This is a genomic window from Streptomyces lasiicapitis, assembly GCF_014646335.1.
Classification (GTDB): domain Bacteria; phylum Actinomycetota; class Actinomycetes; order Streptomycetales; family Streptomycetaceae; genus Streptomyces; species Streptomyces lasiicapitis.
The window spans coordinates 73,703-92,880 of the sequence record NZ_BMNG01000013.1; the positions used below are offsets into that span (position 1 = coordinate 73,703).

A 19,178-nucleotide genomic window follows, 5' to 3' on the forward strand; every position below is an offset into this window, starting at 1 on the left:
TCACTGATGTCACAGCCTCGATGGCCTCGATGGTCGGAAACCCGCGCTGACAGCGGGCTGATGCCTGTCTGACACCTGGTCCGTCAGCAGGTCCACGAACGCGTCGAGCCGGTCGAGGCCGAAGCAGCGTCTTGTTCCGTGGACGAAGAAGGGCACGCTGAACACGCCGTCGTCGCAGGCCTGGAGGAGGCCTGCGATGGCGTGGGAGCGCAGCGCGGGAACGTCGCTCGCGCGGGCCAGTTCCCTTGGGTCCAGGCCGAGTTCATACCCGATGTCGCCGACCGTCGCGCGGTCGCAGAGGTCGCGCCCCGACACGAACCGCGCCCGGAACGCGCCCTCGATGAAGTCGTGCCCGCGCAGGGCGGGCGCCCGGTGCCGGATCATCAGCTCTTGGTGGGCGAGCCAGGAGTAGGGGCTGCGGAAGGAGAAGTAGCAACGGGGCACAGGCAGTTCGGCCAGTTCCGGCATGGCGCGCCCGCCCCTCACACAACGAGTCCGCCGTCGACCCCGAAGACCTGGCCCGTGATGTACGAGGCGCGGTCGGAGGCGAGGAAGGACACGAGGTCGGCGACCTCCTGCGGGCGGCCGAAGCGGCCCAGCGGGATGCGCTCGGTCATCTTGCGCACATGCTCGTCGGACAGCTCGGAGAGCATGTCGGTCACGATGAAGCCGGGCGCGACGGCGTTGGCGCGGATGCCGTAGCGCCCCGACTCCTTGGCGAGCGCCTTGGTGAAGCCGATGATGCCGGCCTTGGTGGCCGAGTAGTTGGTCTGTGTCGCATTGCCGTAGACCCCGGCCACCGACGACAGGGTGATCACCGACCCGGCCCGGCGCTTCATCATCGCGAACACGGCGGCCTTGCAGAGGTGGTACGTCCCGTCGAGGTTGACGCGTACCACCTGGTCCCAGTCCTCGGGCGAGAGCATCACCAGGGGGTTGTCGCGGACGATGCCCGCACAGGACACGACGGTGTGCAGCGGGCCGAGGTCCTTCTCGGCACCACGCACGAAGTCACGTACGGCGTCATGGTCGGCGACATCGGCCCGCGCGGTGAACACACGGGCACCGGCCGCCGTCGCCTCCTCGACGACTGCGTCGGCGGCCTCCTTGTTCGACTGATAGCAGAAGGCGACGTCGTATCCGTCCTGGGCGAGCCGGATCACCACGTGCCGCCCGATGCCCCGCGATCCCCCGGTCACCAGGGCCACGCGTCGTTCGGTTGCGGACATGCTGCTTCTCCTCTGTTGTCAGCCCGTCGAGGGGGTCCCCCTGCTCCTTAAGAGCTTGGGGGAGTTTGAGGACGAGGCCGTTCAGGCCGATACGGGGGTCTGGGGGCGGAGCCCCCAGGGACGGCACCCAGGCCACGGGACAGGCCGTCACCCGCCAAGCAGGGCGCAGCCCACCGTGCCGTCGCGTTCGACCCCGGTGACCAGGGCAGTCTCGCCGGGGCCGAGGCCACGCGCCCCCGCCGCGGCGAGGACGGCTGCGATCTGCAAGCCGGTGGCGGCAGCCGAGGTGTCCCCGAGCAGCTCACTGACCCGCAGCCTCCGCGGCCGCACGTCGCCGAGCGCATCGGCGATCCCCTGCTCCTCCTGCCCCGCAAGGGCCCCGCCGAGGCCGAGCGGCGCGACGACGCGTACGGAGTCGGCGCTGACCCCGGCCGTCTCCAGTGCGGCAAGCACACACGCGGCGAGCGCCTCCCGCGCCCCGTCCGGCGCGTGGAAGGCGCGGAACCGGGTGGCGAGGATCCGCGCGAGCGGCCCCCGCCCCGCGGCACGAGCGCCCGCGGCGGGCTCCACCAGGAACACGGCGCCGCCCTCGCCGAGCGGCACGTCCCGCTCGGCCTCGCCGCGGCCGTGCCACTCCAGCCAGGCGCGCTGCGTGGAGTACTCCTCGGCGGCGCCGCACAGGACGCGGGCGCAGTGCCCGCCCTTGTAGAGCCGCTGCGCGTAGCTGAGGGCGAGCAGTCCGGTCAGGGAGCCGCCCGCGACGGTGGTGTTGGGGCCCTTGATGCCGTGCCGGATGGCGCTCTGCCCGGTGGCCCGGTTCATGACCGTGCTCGGGAAGCGGGCCGGGTCGACGTGGTAGGGCCGCTCCCCCGTCAGGGAGTCGCGGGTGAAGTCCATGATGCTCTGTACGCTGCCGGATCCGGTGCCGAGCACCAGGCCGACCTCGTCGGGGCGCTCGGTGAGGGCGTCGCCGCAGTCGGCGATCAGCCGGCCGAAGGCGGTGACGGCGATGGCGGTCTCCCGGTCCATGGTCCGGGTGCCCTTCTTGCCGACGTACTTGGCGGCGCTGAAGTCCGGGATCACGGCGCCGCGCGTGAACGGGCCGGGGTGGGTCTCGCGGTCGAGTACGGCGACGGCCTCGCTGCCGGAGGTGACGCCGGCGCGGAATGGCTCGCCGCCCACGCCGTAGGGGGTGACCGCCGACCAGGCGGACAGGACGAGGTCGTTCATCGCGCGGCCTCCCGGTGGTGCCGGCCGAGGATCAGCACGGCGTTGTTGCCCGCGAACGCGAGCGCGTTGTTCTGCACCACGTTCAGCTCGGCGGGGCGCGCCTCGTTCGGCACGCAGTCCAGACCGCACTCGGGGTCGGTCTCGCCGTGGTTGACGGTGGGCGGGATGAAGCCCTCGGTGAGGGCGAGGGCGCAGGCGGCGGAGGCGAGCGCGCTGGCCGCCCCCATGGAGTGGCCGATCATGGACTTGATGGAGACGGTGGGCGGCGGGGTTTCGAAGACCTGCCGGATGGCGCCGGTCTCGGTGACGTCGTTGGCGCGGGTCCCGGTGCCGTGCGCCGAGATGAAGTCGATGTCCTCGGGCTTCACTCCGGCGTTGCGGTGCGCCACCTCCATGCAGCGGGCCAGGGAGTCCTGGTCGGGGGCGACGGGGTGGTGGGCGTCGCAGTTGAGGCCGTAGCCGAGCACCTCGGCGTAGATCCGGGCGCCGCGGGCGAGCGCGGAGTCCAGGCTCTCCATGAGCAGGATGCCCGCTCCCTCGCCGGTGAGGATGCCCTTGCGGTCCTTGTCGAAGGGCTGGCAGACCTCGGGGGCGACGGTGCCGAGGCGGTAGAAGCCGACGAAGTTCTTGCGGCACACCGCGTCCGCGCCGCCGCACAGCGCCACGTCCACGTCGCCGTCGCGGATCGCGTCGAAGCCGTTGCCGATGGCGTAGTTGCCGGCCGCGCAGGCGGTCGGGATGGTCAGCGCCTCCACGTCGGTGAGGCCGAGCTCCCGGACGATGCCGGTGGAGAGCCGCCCGGCCTGCGCGCGGCGCGCCACCTTCGGGTCCAAGGCTTCGGGACCCTCGGCCAGTTGGACCCCGGTGAGGGCGTCCAGGTCGCGGGTCTCGGCGTCGGTGGTGCCGACGGACACCAGGGACCTGCGCGCCCTCAGCTCCTCCTGGCTGAGGCCCGCGTCGGCCACGGCCATGCCCGCGGCGGCCACCGCGAACTGGGTGGCGCGGCCGAGCCCGTCGGGGTCGACGTGGTGGATCCAGCGCGCCGGGTCGAAGTCGTCGACCTCACAGCCGTTCGCATGTGCGAACCCCGTGGTGTCGAAGCCCGTGAGGGGCTTGACCCCGCCGCGGCCGGATCGCAGCCCGTCGAGAAAGGCGGTCACGCCGAGGCCGATGCTGGTGACCGTGCCGAGGCCGGTGATCACCACGCGGCGCGGCCGCTGCTCCTTGTCGTACACCATGCCCTCCAGTGGTCCCAGTCGTGGATGGCCCGCGGGCCCGAGCACGAATTCCGCCAGTACGACGGCTAGTTGCCGTCGGCGGAACGGGCGGCGAGGGCTTCGGCGACCACCGCGACGATGCCGTCGAGGTGCACCATGCGGGGCAGGTCGGCCTGGTCGATGTCGGCGCCGAAGGCGCGCTCCAGCTGGGAGAGGATCTCGATGGCGGCCATCGAGTCCGCGTCGTGCTCCTCCTTGAACAGGCTGGTGTCGGTCAGCTCGTCCGGCTCGATCTCGAGGATGTCGCAGACGATGTCCTTGATCTTGGCGCGGTCCACCGCTGCCAGTTCATTGGCTGTAGTCATGCCGACGATGCTGGCGAAGGACCCCTGACAAGTGGCTGATTTGTGCGTGCCGACGTCCGGAAGCCCCGCCTCCGCCACACACGTCAGCCCCCGCGCCGCCGGGCGTGGCGGTGCGGGGGCTGACACATATACCCGTACTAAAACGAACGTTCTATCCAGGGCGTTCCCACTAGGAGGGAACGACCGGCGGCGTGAAGCCGTTCAACTCCAGGAAGTCTCTGGGGTGTTCGACGATCCAGTGCCAGTACCCGGGCACGGTGCGGGCGTACTCGCCGTAGTACTGGCGGACGGTGTCGACCAGCTTGCGCAGGGTCTCCCGGGGCACGGCGCCGCTGCGCCACACCAGGAGCATCTCGACGCGCTCGGGACCGGTGAGCGGCACCAGGCGCACGTCCGTGGTCGCGCCGGTGGGCGGGGTGAGCGCGGCGACGCCGAGGTCCCGCACCCAGTTCATGGCCTCGCGGTGCCCGTCGACGCGGTGCAGGACCTCCAGGTCCGGGTGGTCGAAGGCAGCGAACAACTGCCGTTCGATGGCGTGGAACCAGTGGTCCTGCGAGTAGCGCACCCAGCCGAGCGTCGCCAGCTCGCCGGGCTCCAGGATGTGCCGTCCGGCCAGCGGATGCTGCAACGGCAGGGCGAGCCAGACGGGTTCGCGCACGATCAGCATCTTGCCGAGGGCCGGCTCGGGGCCCTCGGCAGCTTCGGCGACGGTGATGCTCGGGACGAGGGCGGCGGTGAGCGTGCCGCTCTGCACCCCTTCCACGGCGGTCGCCGGGTCCATGGTGACCGTCTGCAACTCCACGGCGGGCAGCGCCGATTGGAGCGCGCCGCGCAAGGTGGGCGGCGTCCACTCCATGTTGCCGAACCGCAGCGGTCCCGAGGTGGGCGCGGCCGCCGCGGCCATCACTTCGTCCGCGCGTTTGACCAGGTCGGACAGCATGGGGATGAGCCGTTCGCCGAGTGCGGTGCGGGTGACCCCGGCGCGGGACCGGATGAACAGGTCGCCGCCCACCGCTCTTTCGATCCTGCGTAACTGTGCGGTGAGGCTGGGCTGCGGCAGATTGAGCTCGCTCGCTCCCTTGGAAATGCTTCCGGCACTGTCGATTGTGGCCACTATCCGCGCGTGGCGCAGTTCTATGTCCAAGTCCCCGTAACCCCCTGAAGGCAAATCCCCCGAACGCCTCACGGAAGTTGTTGAAGAGGTGCACTTGAACTGAAACGACCGCATGCGAGACGCCCAAGAACCTTAACCAGGAGGGGCGTTGACTGTCTACTGACCATCGCATTAACCGACGCCGGGTGAACGGAAGTTCACGGCGTTCAGGCCATACCGACAGGATTGGCCGACGATCCCCATTGGGGGTAATTCGTCAGGATGTTTGCCCCACGTAAGCAAGCGCCTGGCGGGGCTCGCCCAGGCCCTCGTCCTGCTGGAGGATCGCCTGGTAGACGCGGTTCAGGGCGCGGCCGGGCTCAAGACCGAGGTCGGTGGCGAGGCGCTGGCGCGCTCCGTGAAAGACCTCAAGTGCCTCCGCCTGCCGTCCGTCACGGTAAAGGGCGAGCATCAGAAGTTCACTGAGCCGCTCGCGCTCGGCGTGTTCCGTGGCGAGCTGGCGCAATTCGGTCACCGATACGCGGTGTGCCTCGACCGCGAGTTTGGCGGCGGTCAGATCCTCGTACGCGGTGATGCGGCGCTCTTCGAGCTGGGCCGCGCTGATGCGGCAGCGCAGTCCCTCGCAGGCGTCGAGCAGGGCGGGCCCGCGCCACAGCGCGAGTGCCTGTTCCAGGCGGGCGATGGCCGCGGCCGGGTCGCGGTGCACCAGGTCGGCGCCGGAATCCGCGAGCTTCAGGAATCGGTGCGCGTCCACCGTCTCCGGCGGTACGTCGAGGAGATATCCGCTGCCGACGGTGCGAATGAGGTCGACACCGCTGGTGCCGGTGATGGATTCCATGAATTTGCGCAGCCGGCCGACATTGGCGTGCAGGGCGTTGCGCGCATTCGCCATGCGGCGTTCGCCCCAGAGTTCGTCGACGAGCTGATCGGACGGAATCGGCTCCCGCGGTGTGAGTGCGAGAACGGTGAGCACGGAACTCACACGCCGGGACGCCATCGCGTACTGCTTGTCTCCATGGGACAGGAAAACAGAGCCAAGGATTTGAATTTCCATCGTGCCAGACCCCCGTAACGATTCGTCTGTCAGCTCGTGTTCCACATGGTGCCCCGGCGGCGACCGCGCCGGGAAATACCATCCGGCGGTGCGGCGGGGCGGGAGGTGGTATGGCCGCACGTGTCACAAGCTTGAGCGGCGCTCGTACGCAGGTCGAAGGCGCCGGACCGGCGGGGGATTCCGGTCCGGCGCCCGTCTCGGGGGGCGGGCTAGCGCGTGTGAGCAGCCACGACGGGGACCTTGGGAGCGTCCGTCACAGGAGCCTCGGGGGCAGCTGCGGGCTCGGCGGCCTCGGCGGCCTCGGCCGCGCGGCGCAGCCTTGTCGACGGCCACCAACTGGCCTTGCCGAGCAGGACCATGGCCGAGGGCAGGATCAGGATGCGGATGATGAAGGCGTCCAGGAGCACGGCCACGGCGAGGCTGAAGCCGATCTGCTTCATCTCCGCGAGGTGCAGGAAGACGAAGGTGGAGAACACCGTGACCATCACGACGGCCGCGCTGGTCACGACCTTGGCCGACTTGGCAAGACCGTCCATCACCGCCTCGCGGGTGGGCATACCGGCGAGCGCGGCCTCCCTGATGCGGCTGACGACGAAGACCTGATAGTCCATCGAGAGCCCGAAGAGGATCACGAACAGGAACAGCGGGACGCGCGAGCCGATCTCACTGGTGGCACTGGCCTCGAAGCCGAACAAGGTGGAGGCGAGGCCCCACTGGAAGAACACGGTGAGCACGCCGAACGCGGCGGCCACGGACAGCAGGTTGAGGACAACGCCGATGAGTCCGAGCACCACGGAGCCGAAGACGAGGACCGTCATCACGAAGGTGACGAGCAGCAGCACGCCGAGGATCAGCGGCATCTTGGAGTTCTGGTTGTCGAGATAGTCGCGGTCGACGGCGATCGGTCCGTCGACTCCGTACGCCGCTCCCTGGACCTTGCCGACGGTGGCGGGGACGTAGTCGTCCCGCAGATGGGTGAGGGAGTCCTTGGCCTGGTCGGAACCGAGTTTGAAGGGCACGCGCAGGGTGAGCAGGCTGGTCCTGCCGTCCTTGGAGGTGCGCACCTCGGCGGGGGTGCGGGCGAAGTCCGGGTCGGCCTTCGTCTTCTCCTTGAGCGCGGTGAGGGCGTCGCGGATCTCGCCCTGGCTGCCCTGGGGGCCGTGCACGACGACCCAGTGCTCGCCGCGCAGTTGCGGGAAGGCGTCGTTGAGGCGGTCGTAGGCGCGCATCTCGGGGATCTGGCGGGAGTGGGTGTCCTTGTTCAGTACGCGCAGCTCCATGCCGAGCGCGGGGGCGGCGAGGCCGAGCATCACCAGGACGGCGACGACGAGCGTGGCCACGGGCCGCTTCTGCGCGGGCTTCAACAGGGCTGCCCAGACACGGCCGTTCTTCTCCGGGGTGCGGCGCTTGAGGGGCTTGCCGCGCTCCATCGCGCGCTGCGCCTTGCGGTCCATGCGGCGGCCGATCTTCACCAGGAGCGCGGGAAGCACCGTGATGGAGCTGATCATCGCGACGACTACCACCACGATGGTGCCGGTGGCGAGCGTGGAGAAGATGGTGTCGTTGGCGAGGAAGAGCGTGGCGGTGGAGACGATGACGGCGAGGGCGGAGACGACGACCGCGCGCCCCGAGGTCGCCGCGGCGATGCCGACGAGGGCCTCCGGCGAGAGCCTGCCGCCGGCCAGCTCACGCTCCTCGCGCTCCCGCTTGAGGTAGAAGAGGGTGTAGTCGACGCCTACGGCCATGCCGATGAGCAGGATCATGTTCATCCCAAGGCCCGAGTCGGGCACGGCGTGCGAGACGACCATCGACAGGCCCACGGCGCCCACGATGGAGGTGAGCGCGAGGAGCAGCGGCACGCTGATCATGATGAGCGAGCCGAAGACCACCAGGAGCGTCACCAGCGTGACGGGGAACGTGATGAGTTCGGACTTGGTGAGGTCCTTGCCGCGCTGCTTCTCCAGGCCGTACGTCACCGACGCGTCGCCGATCTCCTCGACGACCAGGCCGGGGTGGGCCTTCTGTACGGCGGCGGTCTCGTCGAGCAGCGGTTCGATGTAGTCCTTGGCCTCGCGCTTGGTGCCCTTCATGGACACCTCCACGCGCAGCATCTTTCCGCTGTCGGCGGTCACTGGGTCGCGTACGCCGACCACTTCTGGGAGCTGCTTCATCCGGGCAGTGACGTCCCGGGCGGCGGCCTCGGCCTGCCCTGAGTCCAGGGCGCCGGACTTGGCGTAGATCATCACGTGCTCGGTGGGCCGGTCCTGCACGTCCGCCTTTAAGGCGATGGCTTCGGCGCGGCCGGACTCGCCGACCTGGAAGTCTCCGTCACCCGCGCGCTGGTTGCCGAGGGCGAGGCCGACGGCGAGGCAGACGGCGACGAAGACGAACCACCCCACGATCGCCTTGCCCGGGTGCAGGGCGCTCCAGTTGGCCACTCTCAGGACGGTCGGCTGCTTCTTCATGGCACCGGCTCCTCAACATCGGTCAGTACGTTCTTTCATGTGTAAGTTGAGGATTACAGGTGCCCGGAAGGGGCGTCAACCACGCCTCGGCCCGGCCCCGGGATCTGGCCGAGTCCCGACCGTCAGGGCCGGTCCGGCGACCGGAACGGCCTGGTCCGCGTGTTCTCCACCGGGAATTCGGGAGGCCGAAAACAGCCGTCGTGATCACCGGGACATCAGGGCACACAGAGGCCCGAAGCTATGCTTGCGAACTCCCGCTGACAGTTCTCTGACAAGCGCGAAGCACTCCGTGTGAACGGTCGCGTTCCTTCTCTTCACCTGCGAGTTTCGGTCGATGCTTAAGGACCTGGTTCGGCGCGAGGCGCACTCCTAGGCTCATTTTCAATCGTGAAGCCACCCGACGGGAGTCACCAATGCTCAACCGTGTAGTGATTGTTGGCGGCGGAACTGCAGGATGGATGACGGCCTCGTACTTCAAGGCCGCGTTCGGCGATCGAATAGACATAACGCTCGTGGAATCCGGCAACGTCGGTACGGTCGGCGTCGGAGAGGCCACGTTCAGCGATATCCGCCACTTCTTCGAGTTCCTGGGGCTCAAGGAGAAGGACTGGATGCCTGCGTGCAACGCCACGTACAAGCTCGCCGTCCGCTTCGAGGACTGGCGCGAGAAAGGGCACTACTTCTACCACCCCTTCGAGCAGATGCGGTCGGTCAACGGCCTGCCGCTGACCGACTGGTGGCTCCAGCAGGGCCCCACGGACCGGTTCGACAAGGACTGCTTCGTGATGGCCTCGGTCATCGACGCCGGGCTCAGCCCGCGCCACCTCGACGGCACGCTGATCGACCAGCCCTTCGTCGAGGGCGCGGACGAGATGCAGGGCCTGACGATGTCCGAGCACCAGGGCAAGACCCAGTTCCCGTACGCCTACCAGTTCGAGGCCGCCCTCCTCGCCAAGTACCTGACGAAGTACTCCGTGGAGCGCGGCGTCAAGCACATCGTCGACGACGTCCAGAAGGTCGACCTGGACGAGCGCGGCTGGATCTCCGGGGTCAGCACCACCGACCACGGCGACATCACCGGCGATCTGTACATCGACTGCACTGGCTTCCGCGGCCTGCTCCTGAACAAGGCCCTGGAGACCCCGTTCATCTCGTATCAGGACACGCTGCCCAACGACAGCGCGGTCGCCCTCCAGGTGCCGATGGACATGCAGAAGCGCGGCATCCTGCCGTGCACCACGGCGACCGCCCAGGACGCCGGCTGGATCTGGACGATCCCGCTCATGGGCCGCGTCGGCACGGGCTATGTGTACGCCAAGGACTACCTCTCGCCCGAGGACGCCGAGCGCACCCTGCGCGAGTTCGTGGGCCCCGCGGCCGCGGACGTGCCCGCCAACCACATCAAGATGCGCATCGGCCGCAGCGAGAACTCCTGGGTGAAGAACTGCGTCGCCATCGGCCTGTCCAGCGGATTCGTCGAGCCCCTGGAGTCCACCGGCATCTTCTTCATCCACCACGCCATCGAGCAGCTCGCCAAGAACTTCCCCGACGAGGCCTGGGAGCCGGCGCACCGCGACCTCTACAACACCGCGATCGCCAACGTCATGGACGGCGTACGCGAGTTCCTCGCCCTGCACTACGCCGCCGCCAAGCGCTCCGACACCCAGTACTGGCGCGACACCAAGACCCGCCCGCTGCCCGACGGGCTCGCCGATCGCATCGAGAAGTGGAAGGTCCAACTGCCCGACTCCGAGACCGTCTTCCCCTACTACCACGGCCTGCCGCCGTACTCGTACATGTGCATCCTGCTCGGCATGGGCGGCATCGACCTGAAGCCCTCGCCGGCCACCCGGCTCAGTGAACCGGACGCGGCGGCACGCGAGTTCGCCGCCATCCGCGAGAAGACGAAGGCCCTCACCTCGGCCCTGCCGCCGGCGTACGACTACTTCGCGCGGATGCGGTGACGACCGGCACCCCCGGCCGCGCCACCGACGTCCCGGGCACCCCGGCCGCGCCCCCCGCGGCCGGGATGCCCGCCCCCACCGAGCCAGGAAGGCCCTCCCATGAGCGATCCCGCCCTGCAAGTGGCCGCCGAGGCGACACCCGACGGCTTCCGCACGATGATGAGCCGCTTCCCCACCGGCGTCTGCGTGGTCACCGCGCTCGACGCCGCCGGTGAGCCGCGCGGCATGACCTGCTCCGCGGTGTGCAGCGTCTCCATCGACCCGCCCACCCTCCTCGTCTGCCTGCGCGCGGACAGCCCCACCCTCGCCGCCGCCCTGGAGTCCGGCGCCTTCACCGTGAACCTGCTGCACGAAGGCGCCCAGGACGTGGCCGAGCTGTTCGCCTCCGGCAACCCCGACCGCTTCCGCATGACGCCCTGGGAGCACACGGCCGAGGCCGCGGGCCCCCATCTGATCCGTGACGCGCACACGGTCGCCGACTGCGACGTGGTCCTGACCCAGCGCATGGGCAGCCACGTCACCGTCTTCGGCGAGACCCGCCGCATCACCCAACGACACGTACAGGAACCGCTGTTGTACGGACTCCGGCAGTTCCGCTCCTGGTCCCGGACCTGACCTCCCGGCCCACGGCACCCCTTTCGGCGCACGGCCCGACGGCACACTCCGCGACCCCGCCCCATCCACTCCCGACGAAGGACGCATTCATGAGCGGGACCTCAAGCCCCGACACCCAGGAAGTCGTACGGCTCGACGCCGTGCACAAGATCTACGGCGGCGCCAAGGGCCAGAAGAACCAGGTGACCGCCCTCGACGGCGTGTCCATCGGCCTCGACCGGGGCACCTTCACCGCCGTCATGGGCCCCTCCGGCTCGGGCAAGAGCACCTTTCTGCACTGCGCCGCCGGCCTCGACCGGCCCACGTCGGGCTCGGTGCGGCTCGACGGCGTGGAGCTCTCCGCCCTCAAGGAACGTGCGCTGACCAAACTCCGCCGCGAGCGGATCGGCTTCATCTTCCAGGCGTTCAACCTGCTGCCCGCGCTCAGCGTGCTCGACAACGTGACGCTGCCGCTGCGCCTCGCGGGCCGCAGGCCCAAGCAGGACGCCGTGGACGAGGTCCTGCAGCGGGTCGGGCTCGCCGGGATGCAGCAGCGCCGTCCCGGCGAGCTCTCCGGCGGCCAGCAGCAGCGCGTCGCCATCGCGCGCGCCCTGGTCACCGAGCCCGCGGTCATCTTCGGCGACGAGCCCACCGGCGCCCTGGACACGCACACCGCGCGCGAAGTCCTCATCCTGCTGCGCGAGGCCGTGCAGTGGGCGCGGCAGACGATCGTGATGGTCACGCACGACCCGGTGGCCGCCGCGCACGCCGACCGCGTGGTGTTCCTCGCCGACGGCCGCATCGTCAGCTCCCTGGAGCGGCCCACTCCCGACCAGGTGGCCGAGCGGATGACGCACCTCGGGGCGTGGGGGACGGAGCGGGTCGCGCCGGAGGCGGCGCAGGTGGCGGAGCGGGTGGCCGGGGCCGGGGTGGCCGACGGCGGGCTCGGGCAGGTCCCGGGTGCCGGGGGCGGGTCCGGGCAGGCGTCCGGTGGCCGGTCCGTGCGGCCGTCCGTGCAGGCGCCCGCGTGGGAGGGACTGCGATGATCAGGATCGCCCTGCGCACCCTGCGCCATCACCGGACGGGGTTCCTCGCCTCGTTCATCGCGCTGTTCTTCGGCGCCGCGATCGTCGTCGGCTGCGGCGGACTGCTGCAGAGCGCCCTGAAGAGCACGGCGCAGCCCGAGCGCCTTGCCGCCGCGCCCATCGTGGTCAGCGCCGACCAGCGCTATCTCGGCACCCAGAGCGAGGAGCCGTTCATCGAACGCGTCCCCGTGGACGCCGAGTTGGCCAAGAAGCTGAAGTCCGTCGAGGGCGTCGGCGCGGCCGTGCCGGACGTGTCGTTCCCGGCCGCGCTCGCGTCCGGTGACGGCAAGCAGGCCGCCGCGAAGGTCACCGGCCACGGCTGGTCCTCCGCCAAGCTCACGCCGTACCGCGTCAGTTCAGGCGCCGCGCCCTCCGGACCCGGCCAGGTCGTCCTCGACGAACGCCTCGCCGGGCAGGCCGGGTTGAAGCCCGGCGACCGCGTCCGGCTGCTCGTCGGCGGCGGCGCCCAGAACTTCGAGGTCTCCGGGCTCGCCCGGGGCGACGGCGGCTCCGGCAGCGTCTTCCTCAGCGACGCGCGGGCCGCCGAGCTCTCCGCCCGCCCCGGCAAGGCCGACGTGATCGGCGTGTTCCCGGCCTCCGGCGCGGACGCCGGACAGGTCGCGAAGGCCGTCGAGAAGGCCCTCGGCACCCCGGCCCTCACCGTCCTCACCGGCTCCGAGCGCGGCCGCGCCGAGAACCCCGACATCGTCTCCGGCGGCGACGACCTGGTCGCCCTCGCGGCGGCCTTCGGCGGACTCGCCGCGATGGTCACCGTGTTCGTGGTCGCCAGCACCCTCGGCCTCTCCATCCAGCAGCGTCAGCGCGAGATGGCGCTGCTGCGCGCGATCGGCGCCACCCCCGGCCAGCTGCGCCGGCTGATCCTCGGCGAGACACTGCTGCTCACGGTCATCGCGGCGGGCCTCGCCTGCGCGCTCGGCCCGCAGTTCGGCCGGATGCTGCTCGACGCGTTCGCCTCCGCCGGTGTCGTACCGGACAGCATGGAGTTCCACGCCGGCAGCCTCCCGCTGATCGCGGGCGCGTCCACGGCGCTGATCACGGCGGTCGGCGCGGCGTTCATCGCGGCCCGCGGCCCGGCCCGCACCCGGCCCACGGAGGCGCTGTCCGAAGCGGGCCTGGAGCGGCGCTGGTTCAGCTGGCCGCGCGTGGTCCTCGCGGTGCTCTGCCTCGGCGGCGGCGCGGCGCTCGCCGTGGTCACGGCCGGGATGGACGGGCCCAAGGCGGCCGGGGCGGCGACCCCCGCGGCGATGGTGTGGACGGCCGGGTTCGGGCTGCTCGGTCCTGTGCTGACGCGCGCCATGACGGCGGGCCTGTTCCGGCCGGTGAGCGCGCTGTCGGGCCTCTCCGGGCGCCTCGCCACCCTCAACTCCAAGGCGCGCACGGCACGGTTCGCGGGCGCGGTGATGCCGGTCATGCTCGCCACCGGACTCGCCATCGCCCTGATCTACATGCAGACCACCAACTCCCGTGGCGCGGAGCGGGCGTTCGACGACAGCCTGCGCGCCGACCTCGCCGTCACCTCCGACGCCGGGGGCCTGCCCCTGGACATGGTCGACACGGTCCAGAAGCAGAAGGGCGTCGCGGCGGCCTCCGCGCAGGTCTCCAGCATCGGATACGTCGAGCCGCGGACGCCGGTCGAGCCGACCGCCGACAGCGGCGAGGGCGCGGCCGACCCGCCCGAGATGGCGCTCGCGGGCGTCACGCCCGAGGGCATCACGAAGACCACGGCGTTCCGCGCGACCGAGGGCAGCCTCGGCGCCCTGCGCGGCAAGACCGTCGCCCTGCCCACCCGCTACACCGACGGCCACAAGGTCGGCGACATGGTCCCGATGCGCCTCGGCGACGGCAGCCGCGTCAGCCTCAAGCTGGTCGCCACGGTCAAGGGCGAGCGGGGCTACGAAACCGCGCTGCTGCCCGCCGCGTTCCTCGCCCAGCACACCGACTCCGGCCTGATCCCGCGCATCATGGTGACGGCCGAGCCCGGCACCGACCGCGCCGAGCTGACCGCGACGCTCGACGCGCTGTCCGAGCAACAGCCCGGACTGCGCGTCACCAGCCGCGACACCCTGGCCGCCGCCCAGGCCGAACAGGACGACACCCAGGCCTGGATGGCCTACCTCGTCCTCGGCGTCGTCGTCGGCTACGCGGTGATCGCCCTGGTCAACACCCAGGCCCTGGCGACGACCGAACGCCGCCGCGAGTTCATGCTCCAACGGCTCATCGGCGCCACCCGCCGCCAGGTCATGCAGATGATGGCGATGGAGGCCGCCCTGGTTGCCCTCGCGGGCATCGTCCTCGGCTCGATCGTCGCGGCCCTCACGCTGGTGCCGCTGAGCATGAGCGTCCTCGGCACGGCCACACCGGAGGGCTCCCCCTGGATCTTCGCCGTGGTGGTCGGGGCGGCCTTCGCCCTCACCCTGGCCACGACCCTGATCTCGGCCCTGACGGTCCTCAGGAACCGGCCGGTGGAGGCGGTGGGGGTACGGGAGTAGGCCCCGGGCACGCCCGGGCCCCCGGGCACGAAGGAACCCCCGACGCGGGATGCGCGCCGGGGGTTCTTCGTACGGCTTGGCTTACTTCGTACGGCTTGGCCTACGAGGCGTGCCGCACGGTGCGCTGGGCCGGTATGGCGTCCAGGACGCGCAGCCGCGGAGCGGACTGGGTGCGGCGGCGGGGCGTGTGCTGCTCGGTGGCGGGACGTGCGGCCATGCCCTTGAGCAGGGCGACGCCCAGCGGGGTCAGCGTGTGAAGGACCGTGTTGCGGATGCGGCGCGTGGTGATGAGGCCGGTCTGGCGGAGCACCGCGGTGTGCTGGCTGGCGCCGGCCGCGGAGATGCCGAGGCGGTCGGCGAGCTGGCTGGTGGTGCAGCTGGCCCGCAGCACGTGCAGGGCGGCGGCGCGGGTCTGGCCGACCAGGGCGCCGAGGCTCTGGGCGCTCTCCTCGGCGTCCGGCTCGTCCCACAGCGCGGCCGCCTGCTGCACGTCCGGGGGCGTGGCGAAGGCGAGGACGACCGGGCTGTTCTCCCCCAGCTTCCTGGTGACGCGGCCCGCACGGTGGTTGAGGAACACCGACGGCGTGAGCACGAGACCGCGCCCGCCCAGGTGGATGTCCTCGTCGGGGCCGTCGTGGATCTCCAGGACCGGCGCCTTCCACGTCATCTTGGAGTGCAGGGTCGCGAGCAGCAGATCGACGCCGCCCGCCATCACCACCCGGCCGCGCGCGTCGCACTCGGCCTCCAGGTAGGCCACGATGCGGTCCCAGTACGGCGCCACGACCGCCTTCCACAACTGCGACAGCTCACCGGGCGCCTCCTGCGCGGGCACCTGCGGCACCGGCGCCGCCGCGTCCAGGAGATCACCGCTCATCGCCCGGTCGGAACGCTCGATGCCCCGCAGCAACGCGTCCAGGTCGGGCAGGTCGCCCGCGCCCGCGAGCAGCCCCGGCCGCTGCGCGAGGCGCTTGCCGACCTGGCTGCGCCAGCGCGCGAACGGCGCCCCGATGCCGCGCCCGAGCAGCCCGTACGCGAACGCCGTCTCGGCGAGCGGCCCGGCCGTCGTCTTCAGACGCGTCCGCGCGAAGTCCGCGGCGGTGAAGTGGATTCGTTGCATGGCGTTGCCCCCAGGTGTCCCGCGTGCCCCGTGTCCCTTGTGGGTCCCGCACGAAGAGAAGAAGTAGGAAGTGGTGAGAGGAAGAAGAAGGTGGGCCCGGTCCGTCGGGCTCGTGGGCCGTCGGCACCGTCGGCCGTGCGACCCGACCGGCGGGTGCTCGACCTGGCAGGCCTGGCAGGCCTGGCGGCCCAGGTGGCCCGGCGGTCCCGGTCGACGGCGGGCCCGTGCTCGCTCAGGCCGTCACGCCGACTACGTCGACTTGCCGGTGAGCGTGACGAACACGTCGTCCAGCGTCGGCCTGCGGAGCGCGAAGTCGGCCACCTCGACGCCCTGTTCGCGCAGGGCGACCGCGGCCGTGGCGAGTCCGCCCATGCCGTCGCCCAGGGCGATGGATATGAGGCCGTCGGCGTCCACGGACGGCTCGTCCGCCGACACCGCACGCAGCGCGGTCACCGCGGCGGCCACGCCGTCCAGCCGCGCCACCGACACCTCGAGCCGCTCCTCGCCGACCTTCCGCTTCAGCTCGTCCGGCGTGCCGTCGGCGATGACCCGGCCGGAGTCGATGACCGTGATCCGGTCGGCCAGGAAGTCGGCCTCCTCCAGATACTGCGTCGTCAGCAGCACGGTCATCCCGTCCGCGACCAGCTCGCGCACCACGTTCCACAGCCCCATCCGGCTCACCGGATCCAGGCCCGTCGTCGGCTCGTCCAGGAACAGCACGGACGGCGTGGCGACCAGACACGCGGCCAGGTCGAGCCGCCGCCGCATCCCACCGGAGTACGTACGCACCGGACGGTCGCCCGCCCCCGTCAGGTCGAAGCGGTCCAGCAGGCTCTCCGCCCGCTCCCGCGCCGACCGCCGGCCCAGGTGCAGCAGCGTCCCGATGAGGACCAGGTTCTCCCGGCCGGTGAGGTGTTCGTCCACCGCCGCGTACTGACCGGCCAGGCCGATCCTGCGCCGCACCTCGCGCGGCTGCCTCACCACGTCGAAGCCGGCCACCTCGGCGCGGCCGCCGTCCGGTTCGAGCAGCGTCGCCAGCATCCGCACGGTCGTCGTCTTGCCCGCGCCGTTCGGCCCGAGCAGGCCGAGCACGGTGCCGCCCGGCACCTCCAGGTCGACGCCGCCGAGTGCCTCGGTCTGCTCGTAGCGCTTGCGCAGACCCTCCGCCTGAATCGCCATGCCCACGAGTACTCCTCCAGCTCCCCGCTCCGGTGACCGACGGCCCGTCAGGCCGCCGTACTGCCCGACGACTCGCGCAGGCTGCTCGGGCGCATGTCCGTCCAGTGCTCCTCGACGTACGCGAGGGCCTGATCCCGCGGGCCCTCGCCCCACGCCACCGTCCATCCGTCCGGTCGCGGCGCGAACGCGGGCCACAGGGAGTGCTGGCCCTCGTCGTTCACCAGCACCAGGAAGGTTCCGTCCGGGTCCTCAAAGGGGTTCGACACGTCGCACTCTCCGTATCCGAGTCGTCAGGGCGGGCCTGGCGCTTGGTGCGGGAGCGCACGCTCCTGGCCCGTAGCGTCATGTTCTCGGCACGGCGCTGACAAGCCGCTGACACTTGGCGGAGCGGGCAAGTCGGCCTTCGGCCTCGACCTCAGGCGCCGGACGGGCTGAAAAACCGCCGGGTGGGGTGCGCCTAGTCGTCCAGCTGGCGGCGCGTCGCTGCTACATCGCACTTGCCGTTGGCGTTGAAGACTATGTGCGGGACCAGGCTGACCGACTCGGGGACGAGGGCCGAGGGGAGGGCCGCGGTCAGGGCTTCTCGGACCGTGTCGGGGAGGTCGGTGGCGGTGGTGGTGCCGTCCTTGGTGCGTATGAAGAGTTCGAGGCTGTCCACGGGGCCGCGGACTATGTCGAAGGCCGCGTCGGCGACGCCCGGGACGGACAGGACGTGGTGGCGCAGTTCGCCCAGTTCCACTCGGTGGCCGTTGACCTTCAGCTGGTCGTCGCCTCGGCCCAGGTACAGGAGGGCGCCTTCCGGGAGCAGTTCCACCATGTCCCCGGTGCGGTAGGCCCGGCCGGGTGCGCCGCCCAGGTCCCCTTCGTCGAGGAACTTCGCGGCGGCGTCCCGGCCGCCGAGATATCCGGCGGCTACCGCGCGGCCCGCGATGACCAGCTCGCCGGCCTGGCCCGGCGCGACCGGCCGGAGCTGGTCGTCGACGACATAGGCGCGGGTGTTCCAGGCGGGGCTGCCGATCGGAACCGTCGGGGTCGTGGGCACGCGGGTGCTGTCGAAGGCGTAGGCACAGCAGCCGATCGTGGTCTCCGTCGGGCCGTAGTGGTTGAGGAGCCGGACGCCGTCCAGGCGGGGGGCGAGCGAGGAGATGAGCGCCGGGTCCAGGCCCTCGCCGCCGAACATCAGCAGCCGCGTCGCGAGGTCGTACCTCGGCGGCTCCGCCAGGACGTCGAAGAAGCGGGCGTGCGACGGCGTCAGCTTCACGAAGGTGTACTTGTCCTCGCGGGCACCGAAGAGCGTCCCCTGGTCGTGCAGCCCTGACACCGTCACCACCCGCAGGCCCCGGGCCAGCGGCACCCACAGCGATGTCATCGCCAGGTCGAAGCCGAGGCTCGCGAACAGCGGGCTGCCGACGCCCGCGCCGCCGACCAGTTCACCGCACCACGACACGTAGTTGGCGAGGGAGGCGTGCGGCACCATCACGCCCTTGGGCGTGCCGGTCGAGCCGGAGGTGAAGACCACGTACGCGATGTCCTCCGGGCCCGGGAGCTCGGGCTCCGGCGGCGCGACGGCACCCGGCCGGCCCGCCGCGACCGACGCTCCCGCCGCCACCAGCTCCCGCACGTCGAGCACGGGCACCCGCACCTGGGGCAGCCGGGCCGCGGACGGACCCCCGTCGTGCAGCAGGGCGGATGGGTCGGCGCCCGCGAGGACGGCCGCCGTGCGGTCGCCCGGGTGGGAGGGGTCGATCGGTACGTAGGCAGCGCCCAGCGCCATCACGGCCAGCGCTCCGGTCACCACTCCGGCCGTGCGATCGGCCCACAGGGCAACGCGGTCGCCGGGGCCGACACCAGCCTCCTTCAGTCCGGCGGCCACGGCCAGGGCATCACCCCATAGTTGACGGAACGTCAGGAAGTGGCCGGCCGATTCCACGGCCACCGCGTCCGGCCGCAGCAGCGCGTGCTCACGCACCATCCGCACCACCGAGTCGGCTTCGACACGGCGTACGGCGCCGGACAGCACGCTGGGGTGTACCACTGACGAGACCATCGACGTCA

The 19,178-nt window shown here is 71.1% G+C and carries 16 protein-coding genes; 4 read left to right on the forward strand and 12 right to left on the reverse strand.

Features of this window, described 5'->3' with window-relative positions; genetic code table 11:
- Nucleotides 1-9: 9 nt before the first annotated feature.
- From IEY91_RS27585 to IEY91_RS27620, 8 genes are all read right to left on the reverse strand, one after another.
- On the reverse strand, nt 10-468 hold the full coding sequence (locus IEY91_RS27585; protein WP_189176069.1) for a DsbA family protein: 459 nt from the start codon (nt 466-468) through the stop codon (nt 10-12).
- A 14-nt stretch (nt 469-482) separates the two neighbouring features.
- Entirely contained in the window at nt 483-1,229 is a 747-nt protein-coding gene (gene fabG, locus IEY91_RS27590; RefSeq protein WP_189176070.1) for a 3-oxoacyl-[acyl-carrier-protein] reductase, read from the reverse strand.
- A gap of 147 nt (nt 1,230-1,376) precedes the next feature.
- Nucleotides 1,377-2,459, reverse strand: a complete 1,083-nt coding sequence (locus IEY91_RS27595; RefSeq protein WP_189176071.1) for a beta-ketoacyl synthase N-terminal-like domain-containing protein — start codon at nt 2,457-2,459, stop codon at nt 1,377-1,379.
- Nucleotides 2,456-3,697 carry a beta-ketoacyl-[acyl-carrier-protein] synthase family protein gene (locus IEY91_RS27600; protein WP_189176072.1) on the reverse strand — a complete coding sequence of 414 codons (1,242 nt, stop codon included), beginning with the start codon at nt 3,695-3,697 and terminating at the stop codon, nt 2,456-2,458. Before IEY91_RS27600 ends, IEY91_RS27595 begins: the two co-directional genes overlap by 4 nt.
- A gap of 65 nt (nt 3,698-3,762) precedes the next feature.
- On the reverse strand, nt 3,763-4,041 hold the full coding sequence (locus tag IEY91_RS27605) for an acyl carrier protein (protein WP_164324697.1): 279 nt from the start codon (nt 4,039-4,041) through the stop codon (nt 3,763-3,765).
- A gap of 169 nt (nt 4,042-4,210) precedes the next feature.
- Nucleotides 4,211-5,227, reverse strand: coding sequence for a LysR family transcriptional regulator (locus IEY91_RS27610; RefSeq protein WP_229697259.1), 1,017 nt, complete (start codon nt 5,225-5,227; stop codon nt 4,211-4,213).
- Nucleotides 5,228-5,411: 184 nt separating this feature from the next.
- Complete coding sequence (locus IEY91_RS27615) at nt 5,412-6,152, reverse strand: AfsR/SARP family transcriptional regulator (protein ID WP_164324693.1); 741 nt, start codon at nt 6,150-6,152, stop codon at nt 5,412-5,414.
- A gap of 266 nt (nt 6,153-6,418) precedes the next feature.
- A complete protein-coding gene (locus tag IEY91_RS27620; RefSeq protein ID WP_189176073.1) occupies nt 6,419-8,674 on the reverse strand; it encodes an MMPL family transporter in 2,256 nt (751 codons plus the stop codon).
- A 413-nt stretch (nt 8,675-9,087) separates the two neighbouring features.
- Here IEY91_RS27620 and IEY91_RS27625 point away from each other — a divergent pair, with 413 nt between their 5' ends.
- The 4 genes from IEY91_RS27625 to IEY91_RS27640 all read left to right on the forward strand — a co-directional run bounded on the left by IEY91_RS27625 (nt 9,088) and on the right by IEY91_RS27640 (nt 14,827).
- A complete protein-coding gene (locus tag IEY91_RS27625) occupies nt 9,088-10,638 on the forward strand; it encodes a tryptophan halogenase family protein (RefSeq protein ID WP_189176074.1) in 1,551 nt (516 codons plus the stop codon).
- A 99-nt stretch (nt 10,639-10,737) separates the two neighbouring features.
- Nucleotides 10,738-11,253 carry a flavin reductase family protein gene (locus tag IEY91_RS27630; RefSeq protein ID WP_164324689.1) on the forward strand — a complete coding sequence of 172 codons (516 nt, stop codon included), beginning with the start codon at nt 10,738-10,740 and terminating at the stop codon, nt 11,251-11,253.
- Nucleotides 11,254-11,342: 89 nt separating this feature from the next.
- Nucleotides 11,343-12,278 (forward strand): ABC transporter ATP-binding protein, encoded by a 936-nt coding sequence (locus IEY91_RS27635; protein ID WP_189176075.1) that lies wholly within the window; start codon nt 11,343-11,345, stop codon nt 12,276-12,278.
- Nucleotides 12,275-14,827, forward strand: a complete 2,553-nt coding sequence (locus IEY91_RS27640; protein WP_189176076.1) for an FtsX-like permease family protein — start codon at nt 12,275-12,277, stop codon at nt 14,825-14,827. The genes IEY91_RS27635 and IEY91_RS27640 overlap by 4 nt, the downstream gene beginning before the upstream one ends.
- Nucleotides 14,828-14,927: 100 nt before the next feature.
- Here IEY91_RS27640 and IEY91_RS42395 read toward each other — a convergent pair whose 3' ends face one another.
- The 4 genes from IEY91_RS42395 to IEY91_RS27660 all read right to left on the reverse strand — a co-directional run bounded on the left by IEY91_RS42395 (nt 14,928) and on the right by IEY91_RS27660 (nt 19,170).
- Nucleotides 14,928-15,944 carry an ArsR/SmtB family transcription factor gene (locus tag IEY91_RS42395; RefSeq protein ID WP_189176077.1) on the reverse strand — a complete coding sequence of 339 codons (1,017 nt, stop codon included), beginning with the start codon at nt 15,942-15,944 and terminating at the stop codon, nt 14,928-14,930.
- Nucleotides 15,945-16,193: 249 nt separating this feature from the next.
- Complete coding sequence (locus IEY91_RS27650; RefSeq protein ID WP_306309916.1) at nt 16,194-17,129, reverse strand: ATP-binding cassette domain-containing protein; 936 nt, start codon at nt 17,127-17,129, stop codon at nt 16,194-16,196.
- Between the two features lie 41 nt (nt 17,130-17,170).
- A complete protein-coding gene (locus tag IEY91_RS27655) occupies nt 17,171-17,389 on the reverse strand; it encodes an MbtH family protein (RefSeq protein WP_164324679.1) in 219 nt (72 codons plus the stop codon).
- Nucleotides 17,390-17,580: 191 nt separating this feature from the next.
- Nucleotides 17,581-19,170: an amino acid adenylation domain-containing protein gene (locus tag IEY91_RS27660; RefSeq protein WP_189176079.1), complete on the reverse strand. Its 1,590-nt coding sequence runs from the start codon at nt 19,168-19,170 to the stop codon at nt 17,581-17,583.
- Between the last annotated feature and the right edge of the window lie 8 nt (nt 19,171-19,178).